General features: G+C 64.1%; 15 protein-coding genes. 2 read left to right on the top strand and 13 right to left on the bottom strand.

From position 1 onward, the window contains the following. Positions 1 to 77: 77 nt before the first annotated feature. Positions 78 to 605: a TIGR03809 family protein gene (locus IVB18_RS34455; protein WP_247991798.1), complete on the top strand. Its 528-nt coding sequence runs from the start codon at positions 78 to 80 to the stop codon at positions 603 to 605. Between the two features lie 229 nt (positions 606 to 834). Here IVB18_RS34455 and IVB18_RS34450 read toward each other — a convergent pair whose 3' ends face one another. The 3 genes from IVB18_RS34450 to IVB18_RS34440 form a co-directional block, all read right to left on the bottom strand. Then, complete coding sequence (locus tag IVB18_RS34450) at positions 835 to 2,205, bottom strand: TIGR03808 family TAT-translocated repetitive protein (RefSeq protein ID WP_247984753.1); 1,371 nt, start codon at positions 2,203 to 2,205, stop codon at positions 835 to 837. A 135-nt stretch (positions 2,206 to 2,340) separates the two neighbouring features. Further along, on the bottom strand, positions 2,341 to 2,988 hold the full coding sequence (locus IVB18_RS34445) for a pyroglutamyl-peptidase I (RefSeq protein ID WP_247984752.1): 648 nt from the start codon (positions 2,986 to 2,988) through the stop codon (positions 2,341 to 2,343). Between the two features lie 162 nt (positions 2,989 to 3,150). Next, positions 3,151 to 3,756, bottom strand: a complete 606-nt coding sequence (locus IVB18_RS34440) for a CGNR zinc finger domain-containing protein (protein ID WP_247984751.1) — start codon at positions 3,754 to 3,756, stop codon at positions 3,151 to 3,153. A gap of 89 nt (positions 3,757 to 3,845) precedes the next feature. Here IVB18_RS34440 and IVB18_RS34435 point away from each other — a divergent pair, with 89 nt between their 5' ends. Then, entirely contained in the window at positions 3,846 to 4,748 is a 903-nt protein-coding gene (locus IVB18_RS34435) for a haloalkane dehalogenase (RefSeq protein ID WP_247984750.1), read from the top strand. Between the two features lie 47 nt (positions 4,749 to 4,795). On the opposite strand, the gene meaB is transcribed toward IVB18_RS34435, so the two are convergent. The 10 genes from meaB to folP form a co-directional block, all read right to left on the bottom strand. Further along, entirely contained in the window at positions 4,796 to 5,785 is a 990-nt protein-coding gene (gene meaB / locus IVB18_RS34430; RefSeq protein WP_247984749.1) for a methylmalonyl Co-A mutase-associated GTPase MeaB, read from the bottom strand. Positions 5,786 to 5,877: 92 nt separating this feature from the next. After that, positions 5,878 to 6,864 carry a tripartite tricarboxylate transporter substrate binding protein gene (locus tag IVB18_RS34425; protein ID WP_247984748.1) on the bottom strand — a complete coding sequence of 329 codons (987 nt, stop codon included), beginning with the start codon at positions 6,862 to 6,864 and terminating at the stop codon, positions 5,878 to 5,880. A gap of 130 nt (positions 6,865 to 6,994) precedes the next feature. Then, positions 6,995 to 7,753 carry an RsiV family protein gene (locus tag IVB18_RS34420; protein ID WP_247984747.1) on the bottom strand — a complete coding sequence of 253 codons (759 nt, stop codon included), beginning with the start codon at positions 7,751 to 7,753 and terminating at the stop codon, positions 6,995 to 6,997. Between the two features lie 72 nt (positions 7,754 to 7,825). Beyond that, complete coding sequence (locus tag IVB18_RS34415; RefSeq protein WP_247984746.1) at positions 7,826 to 8,155, bottom strand: hypothetical protein; 330 nt, start codon at positions 8,153 to 8,155, stop codon at positions 7,826 to 7,828. Positions 8,156 to 8,761: 606 nt separating this feature from the next. Further along, on the bottom strand, positions 8,762 to 10,918 hold the full coding sequence (gene scpA / locus IVB18_RS34410) for a methylmalonyl-CoA mutase (RefSeq protein WP_247984745.1): 2,157 nt from the start codon (positions 10,916 to 10,918) through the stop codon (positions 8,762 to 8,764). A gap of 36 nt (positions 10,919 to 10,954) precedes the next feature. Further along, the gene (locus IVB18_RS34405; RefSeq protein ID WP_247984744.1) at positions 10,955 to 11,419 is read right to left on the bottom strand and encodes a GFA family protein; all 465 of its coding nucleotides are present in this window, start codon (positions 11,417 to 11,419) and stop codon (positions 10,955 to 10,957) included. After that, complete coding sequence (locus IVB18_RS34400; protein WP_247984743.1) at positions 11,416 to 13,287, bottom strand: methylmalonyl-CoA mutase subunit beta; 1,872 nt, start codon at positions 13,285 to 13,287, stop codon at positions 11,416 to 11,418. The genes IVB18_RS34405 and IVB18_RS34400 overlap by 4 nt, the downstream gene beginning before the upstream one ends. A gap of 81 nt (positions 13,288 to 13,368) precedes the next feature. Further along, positions 13,369 to 13,860, bottom strand: coding sequence for a 2-amino-4-hydroxy-6-hydroxymethyldihydropteridine diphosphokinase (gene folK, locus IVB18_RS34395; protein ID WP_247984742.1), 492 nt, complete (start codon positions 13,858 to 13,860; stop codon positions 13,369 to 13,371). A 1-nt stretch (position 13,861) separates the two neighbouring features. Beyond that, complete coding sequence (gene folB, locus IVB18_RS34390) at positions 13,862 to 14,230, bottom strand: dihydroneopterin aldolase (RefSeq protein ID WP_247984741.1); 369 nt, start codon at positions 14,228 to 14,230, stop codon at positions 13,862 to 13,864. Continuing rightward, positions 14,227 to 15,087, bottom strand: coding sequence for a dihydropteroate synthase (gene folP, locus IVB18_RS34385; RefSeq protein WP_247984740.1), 861 nt, complete (start codon positions 15,085 to 15,087; stop codon positions 14,227 to 14,229). Before folP ends, folB begins: the two co-directional genes overlap by 4 nt. Between the last annotated feature and the right edge of the window lie 35 nt (positions 15,088 to 15,122).

The raw sequence follows: 15,122 nt of genomic DNA, 5'->3' as shown, positions 1-15,122 counted from the left end.
GTGTGTTGCGTCCCCGCGTCCGTATTTTTCTCCTGACGGGCTGGTTCATGACACATCGCCAAGAGTCTGTTCGCGCCGTGGCTGGTGGCCGCGACATTGCCGCACGCTGGTGCGCGCTCGCCGAACAGCGGCTGAAACATCTCTCCGAAATGTTCGAGACCGGACGCTGGCGCCGCTATCACAGCGAACTCGCCTTCCTTGAAAACATCCAGGAAGCCAAGCGCGCCGTTCAGACCTGGCGCGCCATCGCAACCGGCGAGGACGTCGCCACGGCCGCCGCGAGCGTGACCTCCGCGTTCGGCTGGTCGCCGGCGACCTTGTCGCGCCCGGCCCCGCGGGAGCAGGCGCAGACCGTGCAGCCCAAGATCTTGCAGCCAAAGGCCGTGCACATCGCGCCCGAGACCGCCGTGCCGGTGGCACTCGACCCCACGCCGGACGTGCTCGCCGAAATCACCGAAGCCCCGATCGCGCCGCTCGCCGCGCTTCTCCAGCAGTTCTCGCCGCCCGCCGCCGAAATCGTCGCTGCCCCCGACCGCGTCGTCGAATTCACCCTGAGCTTCGACGGCATCGAGGCGAAGTATCCGCTGCTGCGGAACGCGTTCTAGGCTTTTGGGGGCTGGGACAGAGCGCGCCCTCTCGCTCCGTCATCCTAGGATGACGGCAGCGTGTTCGTTGTCAACATTAAGCAACGTTTGGGTGTGTCGTTCAACCTCGTGACTTCCTCGAACCGAAGCTTCGCGTCCCGTCATCCTGAGGAATGAGCCAAGCCGCGCAACGCGCCGTTTGGAGAGCCTCGAAGGATGGACGGCCCGTCTGCTGGCGGCGTTGGCTCGCTTACCGCCGCACCGCATTCCCGCCGATCACCACCTGCGCAAAGCGTTGCGCCCCATCTGCCGACAGATCGGCCGTCACAGCGCGCGCATGATCGAGCCCGACCACCGCGCCGCGCGGGGTCTCGGAGATCATGTTGTTGTTGACGAGCGCGGTGCCGGCGCCGGGCACGACGGAGACGCCGACGCCGGCCAGCGCCTTGCGGATCACGTTGCCGGAGATCACGACGTCGCGCAGATATTTGCCCCAGCCGGCGACGATGCCATAGGACGGCGCGTTCTCGATCACGTTGCCGGTCACGGAGGTATCCGCCTCGATGTAGATGCCGACGCCGGCATCGTCATCCGGCGCGGTGCCGATCGGCCGCTTCGGGATCAGGTTGCGGATGATGTTGCCCTGGACCACCGCGATGCGGCCACCCTCGTTGAAATTGCAGACGGAGACGCCGACGGCGGCGCCATCGACCGTGTTGTTCGCGATCACCGCGGCTTCGAACGCGAACTCGGAATAGAGCGCGACCTCGCGCACGTCGCTGACGCTGTTGCCGGTGATCTGGATGTTCGAGGCCGAGTTGCCGCGCACGGCCGAATAATCGCAATTTTTGATGCGATTGCCGCGCACGATCACGTTGCCGGCGCGGAAGGCATTGATGGCATTGCCATACTGGCCCGAGCCGCCGGGGCCGGCCTTGATATCCTCGATACGGTTGTCGGCGACCAGCGTGCCGTCATCGCCGATCGCGGTGCGCAGGATCTCGATGCCGTTGTCGTTGGTGCCGACGATGGTGTTGCGGGATACGCTCAAGCCCCGTGCATCGAACGAGACCGCCGCCGTCGCGGCGATGTTGGTGAAAATATTGCCGGAGATGTCGCCGGACACCTGCTCGAGCCAGATGCCGCTGCCGCCGGAGCCGGTGATCTCGCAATCAATGATCCGTACGTCGCGGCCGCCGAGGACGTGGATCAGCCCGCGTCGCGCCGGCAGCGCAATCCTACCGCCGTCGAAGGTGATGCCGGTCAGGCCGATCGCGTCGGCGCCGTCGCTCTGGATCGCCGAGGCTCCGCCGGTGAAGATGAGTTTCGTCGCACCACGCACGCCGATCAGTTGCGCGCCATTTGGCAGCCGCAGCAATCCGCTGCGGTAGACCCCGGGCGGCAAGGCCAGCGGCATTTGCGCTCGCGCGGCCTCGTCGATGGCGCGCTGGAGCGCGCGGGTCTGGTCCTCGCTGCTGCCGGGCCGTACGCCATATTGGGTCGCATCGCGGCCGAGCAGGGATGTCAGCGGCGCCGCGCGCGCGGTGTCGGCAGGCATGGCGAGCGCGCCCGCGATGCCGGTGACTGAGGCTCCGATAAGATGGCGGCGGTTGAGGTTCATATGACGCGTCCTCCGGCGGACGCGGGGCGCGGGTCCGCGCGGATTAGGTAGCGCAGGGCGGATGTAGGCGTGAGGATTGTTCGCGGTAGGGTTAAATGTTTACCCAAGGAAGGTGCGGTAGGGTGGGTTGGCACCCTACGAAGTGCGCTCCTTCCGCGCCAACGTCACCATCTCCATCAGCATCGCCTCGCCAGCATCCACTAGGTCCTCCAGCGTGATGCGCGGCGCGCCCTTGCGCCGCGACGCGCCACCGCGGGCGAGTAGCGGAATATGGATGAACGCCGCAAGCTCTGGCCCGCCGGCCTTCACGTTCTCGATCGCGCGCCAGCTCAGATAGTTGCAGAGATAAGCGCCGGCATCGCGCGAGGGCCGCGCATCGATGCCGGTGAGGCGCGCGGCGCGCAGCAGCCTTGCCGTGTGCGGACCGAACATCATCGCATCGGCGTTCGCCGCAATCGCGCCCTTGCGCGAGCGGGTGTTGGCGGCATCGGGCCAAAGCATGGTGACGGCGTTGCGTGCGCGGGTCTCGATGCGCAGGTACGAGGTCCGCGCCGCGAGGCCGAACATCAGCATCGCCTCAGGCCTCAGCTTCGCGAGCACTTCCGGCAACTGCCGATCCACAGCAGCATAAGTGACGGGGAAGATGTGGCTCGCAATGTCGACATCGTCGAAGGCCGGGCGGCGCAGCCGCGCCAGCCGCGCGACCAGCGGCTGGGTCGGGTTATAGGGCGCGCCGGGAAACGGGCCGAAGCCGGTGAGGAGAATGCGGAGCTTGTCGGACAACTGATTTGATCCCCTCGCTCATGTCTATCACTGGATCTCGCATCCGGCGAGCCTCCGGCTAGTAGAGCATGATCCGGAAAAGTGCGAAGCGGTTTTCCGAAAAGATCATGCTCAAACAACAATCTAAAGCGCGATGATGATTCATCCTCATCTCATCGCGCTTTAGGTCTCCGATCCGCTCTCGTGCTTGTGCCGCTCGCGATAGGTCCGGGTTTTCTCCCGGTTGCCGCACAGCGTGGATTGGCACCACCGCCTCGTGCCGGGCTTTGAGCGATCGAAAAAGACACGCTGGCATTCGTCCGCGGCGCACATCTTCAAACGGTCGAGCGTGCCTGCCGCCGCCGCGTTGTACAGTTCGGCGACGATTGCGGAGAGGCCGGCTTGCGCGTCGGCCTGCAAGGGGATCAGCCCAAATCCGTCCTTGCCGATGGCGGCAACGCGCAGCGCAAATGGCTCCATCGCCTTGTTGAGGGGCGCGATGACACTCGCCTTGCGGCGGCGCTCCGCAAGATCGGATTTGAGATAGTCCCGGACCGCGCCCCGCAACTGCAAGGCCGCTTCGAAGGTCCTCTGCGTCGGGACTGCACCTCGGTCGATCAGCCCGCGCTGACGCAACCATTCGCCGAGGGCGGCGGGGTCTGCGAGTTCCTCGGCCTGCTGATGCTGCACGCCGTAGTGGGTGAAGTGCCGCAAATCCAGCGTGTTGGCGAAATCGTAGAGATTCGCCAGCGCGTCCGGGACGTTGAACTCGCGCGATGCTTTCGACATGGAACACCATTTAATCACTTTTGGTGGTTGACGCAAGAAACCAGTATAAGTATTTTACTGGTGTCCAACGAGAGAACGGAGTCTCATCCATGTTGCATGTCAACCATCCCCCGATCTCGACCGAGGAAATCTCCTACCGGAAATATATCGAGGTGCTGGATACCCAGATGGCCTACGTCGATGTCGGCGTCGGCGACCCGATCGTATTCCTGCACGGCAATCCGACGCCATCCTATCTCTGGCGCAACATCATTCCCCATCTGTTGCCCTATGGCCGCTGCCTTGCGCCCGACTATGTCGGCATGGGTAATTCAGGCGCGGCGCCGAACGGTTCCTATCGCTTCATCGATCACCAGCGCTATCTCGATGCCTGGTTCGATGCGCTGGGCCTGACCAAGAATGTCATCCTCGTCGTGCACGACTTTGGTTCGGCGCTCGGCTTCGACCGGGCGCATCGCCACCCGGAAAGGGTCAAGGCGATTGTCTACATGGAAGGCATCGTCCGGCCGTTCCGGTCCTGGGACGAGTGGCCCGACGTGACGCGCGCCTTCTTCCAGGCGCAACGGAGCCCGCAAGGCGAAAACCTGATCTTGCAGAAGAACCTGTTCATCGAATATTTGCTGCCGCTGCGCCATATCGCGCCGGAGGCGATGGAGGTCTATCGCCGTTATTTCCGCAACCCGGGACCGAGCCGCCAGCCAATACTGACTTGGACGCGCGAGCTGCCGATCGCGGGCGAGCCCGCGGACGTCGTCGCGATCGTCGAGGCCTATGCGGAATGGCTGTCGAAGAGCCCGATCCCGAAGCTGTTCATCGACGCGGAGCCCGCCGGCTTCCTGATCGGTGCGCAACGCGAGTTCTGCAGAGCCTGGCCCAACCAGCAGACGGTCTTGGTGAAGGGGTCCCATTTCCTCCAGGAAGAGGCGCCGCAAGAGGTGGGCGAAGCGACCGCGCGCTTCGTGTCGAAGGTGCTGGCCGGACAGATCGGTTAGCTCGTCTTCCATAACGAGCCGGCCGGAGGCTTCCGGCCGGCGAAGGCTCAATGCAGGAAGGTCATGATCTCTTCAGCGGCAAGCGCCGGTGCGAGGTGGCCGTCGGCGACTTCCGCCTCGATCTTCTTCACCTTGGCGCGCACCGACGCTTCCGTGCGCAGCCGCGCAAGCATGCGCTGCTCCAGCATCGACCACATCCACTTCACCTGCTGCTCGCGCCGCCGCGCGGCGAAATCGCCGGACGCGTTCATCGCCTTGCGGTGATCGAGGATCTTCTGCCAGAGCTTTGCGATGCCGTTGCCGGTCAGCGCCGAATAGGTCTTGACGGGTGGATGCCAGTGCTCGGATCGCGGCGTCAGGATGTGCAGCGCGCCACGATAGTCCGCGGCGGTGATGTTGGCGCGCTTGAGATTGTCGCCGTCGGCCTTGTTGATCGCGATCATGTCGGCGAGCTCGACCAGGCCCTTCTTGATGCCTTGCAACTCGTCACCCCCGCCCGGCAGCATCAGCGCCAGGAAGAAATCGGTCATGTCGCAGACCGCGGTCTCGGACTGGCCGATGCCGACGGTCTCGACCAGCACCACGTCGAAGCCGGCGGCCTCGCACAACAGCATCGCCTCGCGCGTCTTGGCGGCAACGCCGCCGAGCGTGCCGGAGGATGGGGAGGGCCGGATGAAGGCATCGTCTGAGGCCGAAAGCCGCGCCATCCGCGTCTTGTCGCCGAGGATCGAGCCGCCGCTGCGCGCCGAGGACGGATCGACCGCGAGCACCGCGACCTTATGGCCCTGTTCGATCAGATGGGTGCCGAGCACATCGATCGTGGTTGATTTGCCGACGCCGGGCGAGCCGGTGATGCCGACGCGGACCGCCTTGCCGGTGTCGGGCAGCAGCATCTGCACCAGCTCGCGGGCAGCCGCCTGGTGATCGCCGCGCCGGCTCTCGACCAGCGTGATGGCCCGCGCCAGCGCCGCGCGACTGCCCGTGCGCAGGTCGCGGGCGAGAGATTTGATGTCCAGCGAAGCCTTCTTCTCAACCATGCCCTGCTTTACAACGCCCCGGCGGGGCAGGCGAGGGCCCCTCTGCTCAAAGGATGTTGCCGCAGGTCGGGCGTTCGCGATGAGGCGTCAAATCAGGCCCTCGCAAAACCGGCTGCCTTCATAGCTTGACCCATCTGGGCATCGGCCTTGTCCATGAAGGTGTCGAACTGGCTGGCATCGCGCCACACGGTGCCGAAGCCGCGCTTGGTCATGAAGTCCTTGAACTCAGGGGAGTCGTACACCCTCTTCAAGGCCGCGGTCAGCTTTGTGGCGATGTCCGGGGCCAAGCCCTTCGGCGCGCCGATGCCGCGCCATGAGCTGGTGGAATAGTCGACGCCAAGCGCCTCTATCAGCGTCGGGACGTCGGGGAAGATCGGATTGCGTGCAGGCGCCATGATCGCGAGGCTCCGCGCCTGACCGGCCTCGATTGTGGCCCGCGCCTCCGGCACCGAGCAGGTGGTTAGGTCGAGATTGCCAGCGACGAGATCCTGCATGGCCGGTGCTGCGCCATTCGACGCTGACCACGAGACCTGGTTCGCCGGCAATCCCATCGCCCGCATCCAGCCGACGAGTGCGAGATGCCAGATGCCGCCTTGCCCCGTGCCCGACGCCTTGAACTTTCCCGGCGGCGCTACCTTGATCGCATTCATGAGCTCCTTCACCGTCTTGTATGGCGAGGACGTGGAGACCTGGATGCCTGGCGGGTCTTCGTTCATGAGCGCTAGTGGTGTAAAGTTCCGCGGCGACAGATGCGTCAAGGCCTGCCAATGCAGCATCGAGATTTCCACGGTCAGCATGCCGATCGTGTAGCCATCCGGCGCCGCGGTGGCGATCTCGGCATGGCCAACGACCCCGGACCCGCCGGTGCGGTTGATGATGTTGAATGGCTGGCCGAGCCCCTTTTCTAGCAGCGTCGCGACGATGCGCGCGGTTGCATCCGTTCCGCCACCCGCACCCCAGGGCACGATCAAAGTCACCGGCCGCGCAGGATAGGCTTGCGCGAGCGCAGGCGCGAGGAGAGCGGCAGTGGCCGCAGCCACAGAAGAGGCCGCGAAGGTGCGGCGCGTGATCCCTGACATCAATGTTCCCGGCGGCGCCCTCGGGAATCGGGCTTTTGTCGATGTGATATTTTACGCGGCCTTGCGCTGATGTCGCAAGTAGCAGCACCAGCGCGCTGTGAGCAACGGGGCCCGTTCAGGCTTATGGCGATCACTGCGCCTCGTCCTCGTCGCCCTTCGGCCGCGTGCCGCCGAAGATGCGTGCGCCCTCTAGGGTCAGATAGGGCTTCAACGTTTCCCACGGCACGAATGCGACATATTCGCCTTCTGCGTAAGGACCTACGGCGTAGGGCGGATAGTGGAAGGTGAGGCCGGAACTCTTTCCCGCTTCGGTCGATGGCGCGAGCGTCACCGCGCCGATCTTGAGCAGGCTCGGTGCGAGCTCCTTGAACCACTCGTCCGTCGCGGTCTCGCTCGTACCGCGCTTCTTCTTCTCGATTTTCAGCGAGGCGATCACGGCCTTCACCATCGCCTTCAACGTCGGGCCGTTGTCGGCGGTCTCGGTGAAGAACGGGCGGATCGAGATGCGCTTGTTCTCGGCCTTGTCCCACAGGATCGTGTTCACGTCGGAGTTGGGATGGGCGCCATGGGTGTCCATGTAGTCGTTGCGGAGGAGGCTGACATAGCGGTCGGCGACCACAGAGCGGATGCTGTATTTGCGCTCGAAGTCCCAGCCACCGTCCTTGAAGAACTGAGGATCCTCTTTGCGCGAGGCCGCCGCCTCGGCCGCGTTTTTGTCGAGCCACTTCTTGCCCTCGGTGAGGCAATCAGCCGCCAGCGCCGCATCGGCCTTGATCTTGTCGTCGAGGAATACGCGGGCCTCAATGCTCTTGTTCTTGATGGCGGCGTCGGGCTTGGGGTCGGCGGCGCGGGAACTGTTAATCGTTAAAAGTGCGAAGGCGATGGTCATCGCCAACCCGGTAAAACAACGTTGTTGGGGCACATAATTCATGTTGGATTACCTGGGCCGAAGTCCAGCTCGCTAGCCAGCTTGGTTTCGAATGATCTTTTGAAGCAAGATATCCATGCTCGCCAGCACTGTGTCACGCGGAAGCATCAGACAGACTTCATCCGAGTAGCGATTTATTCTCTCTATAAAGATATCTAGCTGACGGACTGATTCTGGAATTTTCTCAAACTGAACCGCTGATACAGCGAGCACGTACTTCGCAACACATGCCATCGTTATGAAGAGCAGATGCGTGGAATAGGCGCGGAGAACTGGCCCTCTTTGTATCGTCAGGACCTCGTCTTTTGAGTAGGTGAAAAAGTGGGTATGATGATCATATTCAAAGTGGGTGTACTTCGACATGAGACCATACAGGTGCCCTGAGGCGGGCACGAAAGTCTTCAAATGGTTGATGCACTGGATCGGCTTGATGTCTCGAAAGTTTTCGGTCCCGTTGTGTGTCGCCAATTTTGAGCAATACGCAAATTGCTCCAATGCTGGTCTTAGAATATTTGCGACCTCACACAGGTAGCCCAGATCAGCCAAACGCTTTGCAGCATCGAGAGCGCCGAGGTTTCGATAAAAGAAATTGACTGCATGACCCCGGAACGATTGGTCATTCTTCGGAATGTGATCGCGCTCAGTCGATATATACCAACCAAAGCCTTCTCGGCCTGCGCTATAGATTGTGTCGATTGTCTCAGTCAGTCCCAGCCAGCGCGACTGTTTGCTATCATCGGTATGTCGCTTTCTCGCATAAGCGAAGCTAAGATCGACTGATCAGCGACCAGAACTGCCTGTAGATCTCTCCACAATCTAAGTGAATGGGTACCCAATAGACCGATGCTCTCGCCGTGCTTAAGTCCAACTGTGTAATGGGCAATAAAATCGGGCAGCACAGGAAAGAGCGAGTTATAGCGCTCAATATTGTCGTCTGAATGCCAGGGAGTTGTTTCGACTTTTTCCAAGTTACTCCGCCGCCTCGCTATGCCCGAGCCGGGCATTCAGCTTGCGGATCAGCTCCTCGGCCGCGTCGGCGATCACGGTGCCGGGCGGGAAAATCGCCTCGGCACCCGCCGCATAGAGCGCGTCGTAGTCCTGCGGCGGCACCACGCCGCCGATGATGATCATGATGTCGTCGCGGCCCTGCTTCTTCAGCGCCGCCTTCAATTCCGGCACCGCGGAGAGGTGCGCGGCCGCGAGCGAGGAGACGCCGAGGATGTGCACGTCGTTCTCGACCGCCTGCCGCGCGGCTTCGTCGGCGGTGGCAAACAGCGGCCCGATGTCGACGTCGAAGCCGATATCGGCGAAGGCGGACGCAATCACCTTCTGGCCTCGGTCGTGGCCGTCCTGGCCGATCTTGGCGACCAGGATGCGCGGGCGTCGGCCTTCCGCCTCCTCGAAGGCGTCGATCAGCGCCTGAACCTTCTCGACCCGGTTACCCATGGTGGACGCCTCCCGCTTGTAGACGCCGGTGATGGACTTGATCTCGGCGCGGTGCCGGCCGAACACCTTTTCCATCGCGTCCGAAATCTCGCCGACGGTCGCCTTGGCTCGCGCCGCGTCGATCGCAAGCGCGAGCAGATTGCCGTTGCCTTCGCCGGCCGAGCGCGTGAGTGCTGCGAGCGCGGCATCGACGTCCTTCTGGCTGCGCTCGGACTTCAGCCGCGTCAGCTTGTCGATCTGGAGCCGGCGGACGTTGGTGTTGTCGACCTTGAGGATGTCGATCGGGGCTTCGTCCGATGGCTTGTACTTGTTGACGCCGATCACCGCCTGCTTGCCGGCATCGATCCGGGCCTGCGTCTTGGCGGACGCCTCCTCGATGCGCAGCTTCGGCACGCCGGCCTCGATGGCTTTCGCCATGCCGCCGAGCTCCTCGACCTCCTGAATGTGGCTCCAGGCTTTGGCGGCGAGATCGCGCGTCAGCCGCTCGACATAATACGAGCCGCCCCAGGGATCGATGATGCGGGTGGTGCCGCTCTCCTGCTGAAGGAAGAGCTGGGTGTTGCGCGCGATGCGGGCGGAGAAGTCGGTCGGCAGCGCCAGCGCTTCGTCGAGCGCGTTGGTGTGCAGCGATTGCGTGTGGCCCTGGGTGGCCGCCATCGCCTCCACCGTCGTGCGCATCACGTTGTTGAACACGTCCTGCGCGGTCAGCGACCAGCCCGAGGTCTGGCAATGCGTGCGAAGCGACAGCGAGCGCGGGTCCTTTGGATTGAAAGGTTTTAGCAGCTTCGCCCAGAGCAGGCGCGCGGCGCGCATCTTGGCGACTTCCATGAAGAAGTTCATGCCGATCGCCCAGAAGAACGACAGGCGCGGTGCGAAGCGGTCGGCGTCGAGACCTGCGGCAAGGCCGGCGCGAAGATATTCGACGCCGTCGGCCAGCGTATAGGCGAGCTCGAGGTCCTGCGTCGCGCCGGCCTCCTGCATGTGATAGCCGGAGATCGAGATCGAATTGTATTTCGGCATCTTCCGCGAGGTGTACGCAAAGATGTCGGAGATGATCCGCATCGAGGGCGCGGGCGGATAGATGTAGGTGTTGCGCACCATGAACTCTTTCAGAATGTCGTTCTGAATGGTGCCCGAGAGTTTTTCCGGCGGCACGCCCTGTTCGCCCGCGGCCGCGACGAACAGCGCGAGGATCGGCAGCACCGCGCCGTTCATGGTCATGGACACGCTCATCTGGTCGAGCGGAATCCCTGCAAACAACGTACGCATGTCGTAGATGGAATCGATCGCGACGCCGGCCATGCCGACGTCGCCGCCGACGCGCGGATGATCGCTGTCATAGCCGCGATGGGTGGCGAGATCGAAGGCGACCGAGAGGCCTTTCTGTCCCGCCGCGAGGTTGCGGCGGTAGAACGCGTTGGAATCCTCCGCCGTGGAGAAGCCGGCATATTGCCGCACGGTCCAGGGCTGGTTGACATACATGGTCGGGTAGGGGCCGCGCAGGTAAGGCGCGATGCCCGGATAGGTCTCGAGGAAATCGAGCCCGGCGAGATCGGCCTCGCCATAGGCGGGCTTTACCAAAATGCCCTCGGGCGTCAGCCACGGCTCGGCGCTGCCGGAGGGAGCAGTGACGACGGCACGCTCGAAGGCGACATCGGCGAAATTCGGTATGCGGCTCATGGTTCCAACCATATCATAGGTGAGCGTATGAGACGCTCAGTCATGGTCCGGATGCTGATGGCTGACGATGGTCGCCATCTTCTCCGGCCCGTAATTCTGCTGCGTGGTCTGGCTCGGCAAATTGGAGATCCCGACCACCCAGCCGAGGCGGGACTCGGTTCCGTATTGACGGGTCGGCACCAGCCGGTCGGGCAGGTCGAAGGCGCCCGTCATGATCTCGATCCGCTCGCCGTCGATGCGGCCGAAGCTCAGCGGTGTGCCGCAGGCGGCGCAATAGCCGCGATCGGCAATCGAGGAGGAGCGGAAGAACGACGGCTGTCCCTTGGTCCAGGAAAAATCCGTCCGGTTGATGTCCGCGAACGAGGCGAACGGCGCGCCGCTCGCCTTCTGGCACATTCGGCAGTGACAGATCGAAACCTTGTACGGTGCTGCCGTCAGCGCAAAGCGGACCGCGCCGCATTGGCAGCCGCCGGTGAGAACGGGTTTGCCTGCTTCCGTCATGGCTGCTCCATCCGTCGATAGGCGTCCTGCAGCGTCGCAAGCGCATCGCCACCGGCGGAGACGAAGCCGGTGACGCCGGCTGCACGCAGCGCCGCCTCGGCCTCGGCCGGGCGGCCTGCCAGATAGATATGTCGCGCGCCGGCCGCTTGCAGGGCCTGCGCGGCAGCTTCCGCCTGGGCGGCATAGACCTTGTCGCTGGAACAAAGGCAGGCGAGTTCCGCGCCGGAGGTTTTGAAGGCGGCTACGAGCGTGGCCGGATCGGCAAATCCCTCGCTATCGACGGCCAAAATGCCGCCGGCCTCGAAGAAGCTTTTTGCGAAGGTCGCGCGTGCGGTGAAATCGGCGGCTGTGCCGAGATTGGCCAAAAACACTTCTGGCCGCGCGCCGCGCGCCTTCAGCGTTGCGTCGGATTTGTCGCGCAAGGCCTCGAACGGTTCCGCGAGCCGGATCGGCGGCAGCGCATCGAAACTGTATTTTTGCTCACCGTAAGGTGCGAGCTCAATCGGCGTCGCCGTCAGCACCGCCGTCTCGCGCTCATGCAGGTTCGGAAACTCGCTGGCGCCGGTCAGCACCTCGCGGCGCTTTGCGATGTTGGCCTCCCGTGCCTTGCGCGTGGCGGCGACCTTGCTCTGGAACACGCCTTGCTGGAGCGCGGTGAAGGCCCCGCCGCCTTTCTCGCTCTCCTGAAACAGCGCCCAGGCCGCTTCGCAGAGCTGCGCGGTGAGCGTTTCGATGCCGCCCGCGCCGGCCGCGGGATCGCTGACCTTGGCGAGGTTGCTTTCTTCCAGCAGCAGAAGCTGCGTGTTGCGCGCCACGCGCCGCGCGAAGGGGTCGGGCAGCCCGAGCGCCAGCGTGTGCGGCAGCACCGTGATCGCATTGGCGCCGGCGAGTCCCGCCGCGAACGTCGCGATGGTCGCGCGCAGCATGTTCACGTAGGGATCGCGCTGCGTCAGCATGCGCCAGGCGGTATCGGCGGCGATGAACAGCGGCTTGGGTGTCAGACCGCAGGCGGTCTCGACACGCGCCCACAGCAGCCGCAGTGCGCGGAACTTTGCCATGGTCAGAAACTGATCGGCATCCGCGGCAAGCCGCGCATAGACCATGCCCTGTGCCTGCTCCAGCGGAACACCGGCACCTTCAATTGCGCGCAAATACGCGACGCCGCAGGCGAGCACGAAGGCGAGCTCCTGCACCTCAGATCCGCCGGCATCGTGGATCACGCGCCCGTCGGCGGACGCAAACGGCCCCTTGAAGCCGAGCGCGGCGAGGCCCTTGATGCCGCCGGTGACGGCAGAAACGATCTCTTCCCAGGTATAAGGGCTGTGGCCCCACACCGCACCCGCCGCGAGCGGATCGAGCCCGAAGCGGATGTCGCAGGCGGCGGGATCGATGCCGTTGCTCTTCACATATTCCGCGACATGGATCGCGGCCATCCGCGACTGTGGACCGATCTGGAGCTCGATGCCGATGCCGGCATCAAGATGGATGTCCTTCAAAATTCTTGCGACCGCGTCGGCCGTCGGTTCCAGGCCGAAGCCATGGCTGCCATTGCCGCCGGCAAACACCAGCGCGAGACCCGTCGCGCCATTCTCGAGATCGGTCAGCGCCTGCGTATTCGCGGCCGCCGCGTCGGGATGGTCGATCCGCTGCACGATCTGCCACGGCGCAGCCGCAGGCCGTCCCACCACCGGCGCAACGCCTTTGGCGCGCGGATAGAGCGGATCGATCCTCACCCCGTCATAGGTCTTGCCGACCAGCTTCTCGAACGGCGCGCCCTTCAGCACGCCATCGACCAGCTTGCGCCAGTCTTCGACCGTTGCCTTGGGAAAATCGGCCGCCAGCGGCAGATCGTCAGTCACGGAGGTCATGCGGCGAGGGGCTCCCAAAAATCTTGTTGTTCGGCGGCGAAATTGCCACGGCCGGCGCGCCCTGCAAACGGTTGTTTTTGGTTAACCGGTATCCGGAAGCCGCTCAATGCCTTGCGTCGAGACGCTGGCGAGCCCGTCACGAACGCGGGTGCCGCCGATCACGCGGTCGGGCGCGATCTCGGCCAGCGGCACCAGCACGAAGGCGCGCTCGAACAGGCGCGGGTGCGGCAAGGTCAGGTCGGGCTTTTGCAAGCTGACATCGTCATAGGCGATCATGTCGAGATCGAGCGTGCGCGGTCCCCAGCGCCGCTCCTTGTCCCGGGTGCGGCCGAATTTCTGCTCGACCTTCTGCATCACGAACAGCAGCGCGTGCGGATCGAGGTTGGTCTCGATCTCGATGCAGGCGTTGATGAAGGGAGCCTGGTCCTCGTCGCCCCAGGGTGGAGTCGTATAGTCCGACGACCGCGCGATCAGCACGCCCTGCGTCATGCCGCAAATATGCGCGATCGCCTTCCCAAACGTCGCGCGGACATCGCCGACATTGCCGCCGAGTGCGATCAGCGCGCTCGCCATGTCAGGGTTGCCGCGAGCGCGTCAGCATGATGCCGACATCGTCGAAGATCGCGGCGATCGGCGCATGCGGCTTGTGCACGGTGATCTTGACCGCGCGGATGCGCGGGAAGTGCGACAGGATGGCGTCGGCCACCGCGCCGGCCGCGCGCTCCAAAAGCTTGTAGTTGGTGTTCTTGAACGCCGCCGTCGTGGTCGCCACCACTTCGGCGTAAGACACGGTATCGGCGAGCCGGTCGGTGCGCGAAGGCTCCGACAGGTCGGTATAGAGTTCGAGATCAATGACAAAACGCTGGCCGACTTCGGTTTCGTGATCCATCACGCCGTGGCGAGCATGGATCGACAGGCCGGTCACGAAGATCGTATCGGTCATTGCTTGCTCTCGATTGCATGCGCCACCCGCAGGGCCTGCAAGGTTTCAGCGACGTCATGGGTCCGGATGATCCTGGCGCCGCGCTGCGCGGCAATCAGGTGCGCGGCGATCGAGCCGGCGAGCCGTTCGTTCGGCTCCGACGGCGACACCGAGGCGATGAAGCGCTTGCGCGACGCGCCGACCAGGATCGGCAGGCCGAACGTGTCGAATTCACGGAGCCGCGCCAGCGCGGTCATGCTCTGCTCGGCGGTCTTGCCGAAGCCGACGCCGGGATCGAGCACGATTTTGTCGCGCGCGATGCCGGCCTTTGCGGCGATGTCGAGGGAACGCTGAAAGAATGCTTTCATATCCGCGATGATGTCGATGGCGGGATCGACACTGTCGCGGTTGTGCATGACGATGACAGGCACGCCTTTCGCGGCAACCAACGGCGCCATGCCGGCATCGCGTTGCAAGCCCCAGACGTCGTTGGCGATTGCAGCACCCTGGTCGAGCGCGAAAGCCACGACCTCCGCCTTCATGCTGTCGATCGAGACGGGCCCGCCGAGCGCCACCACATCAGCCAGCACCGGCTTCAGCCGGGCGAGCTCGTCGTCCGCCGTGACCGGCCGGGCACCCTTGTAGGGCCGCGTGGACTCGGCGCCGATGTCGATGATGTCGACGCCCGCGGCGATCATGGCCCGCGCCCGCACCAGCGCCTGATCGGGGGCGATGAACTGCCCGCCGTCGGAAAAGGAATCCGGGGTTATGTTGAGCACGCCCATCACAGCCGGAATCGGCCGTTCCAGCAGCGTCCGCAGCACGTCGGGCCCGACCGAGCCGGCCGATGCGACGGATGGGGAGGGCGAGGCATTCATGCCGGTGGCTTTGCGCGGTCGGGAAGGGGGAGTCA

Origin of the sequence: Bradyrhizobium sp. 186, from assembly GCF_023101685.1 — a bacterium.
Taxonomy (GTDB): domain Bacteria; phylum Pseudomonadota; class Alphaproteobacteria; order Rhizobiales; family Xanthobacteraceae; genus Bradyrhizobium.
Note: the sequence above shows the minus strand (reverse complement) of the source record. Positions and strands in the feature narration are given on the sequence as shown.

Bases quoted from the DNA above. Each gene is read 5' to 3' on its own strand.
- IVB18_RS34450 (WP_247984753.1), bottom strand. From the start codon at position 2,205: ATGAACCTCAACCGCCGCCATCTTATCGGAGCCTCAGTCACCGGCATC.
- IVB18_RS34440 (WP_247984751.1), bottom strand. From the start codon at position 3,756: ATGTCGAAAGCATCGCGCGAGTTCAACGTCCCGGACGCGCTGGCGAAT.
- IVB18_RS34435 (WP_247984750.1), top strand. From the start codon at position 3,846: ATGTTGCATGTCAACCATCCCCCGATCTCGACCGAGGAAATCTCCTAC.
- meaB (WP_247984749.1), bottom strand. From the start codon at position 5,785: ATGGTTGAGAAGAAGGCTTCGCTGGACATCAAATCTCTCGCCCGCGAC.
- IVB18_RS34425 (WP_247984748.1), bottom strand. From the start codon at position 6,864: ATGTCAGGGATCACGCGCCGCACCTTCGCGGCCTCTTCTGTGGCTGCG.
- IVB18_RS34420 (WP_247984747.1), bottom strand. From the start codon at position 7,753: ATGACCATCGCCTTCGCACTTTTAACGATTAACAGTTCCCGCGCCGCC.
- IVB18_RS34415 (WP_247984746.1), bottom strand. From the start codon at position 8,155: ATGTCGAAGTACACCCACTTTGAATATGATCATCATACCCACTTTTTC.
- scpA (WP_247984745.1), bottom strand. From the start codon at position 10,918: ATGAGCCGCATACCGAATTTCGCCGATGTCGCCTTCGAGCGTGCCGTC.
- IVB18_RS34405 (WP_247984744.1), bottom strand. From the start codon at position 11,419: ATGACGGAAGCAGGCAAACCCGTTCTCACCGGCGGCTGCCAATGCGGC.
- IVB18_RS34400 (WP_247984743.1), bottom strand. From the start codon at position 13,287: ATGACCTCCGTGACTGACGATCTGCCGCTGGCGGCCGATTTTCCCAAG.
- folK (WP_247984742.1), bottom strand. From the start codon at position 13,860: ATGGCGAGCGCGCTGATCGCACTCGGCGGCAATGTCGGCGATGTCCGC.
- folB (WP_247984741.1), bottom strand. From the start codon at position 14,230: ATGACCGATACGATCTTCGTGACCGGCCTGTCGATCCATGCTCGCCAC.
- folP (WP_247984740.1), bottom strand. From the start codon at position 15,087: ATGAATGCCTCGCCCTCCCCATCCGTCGCATCGGCCGGCTCGGTCGGG.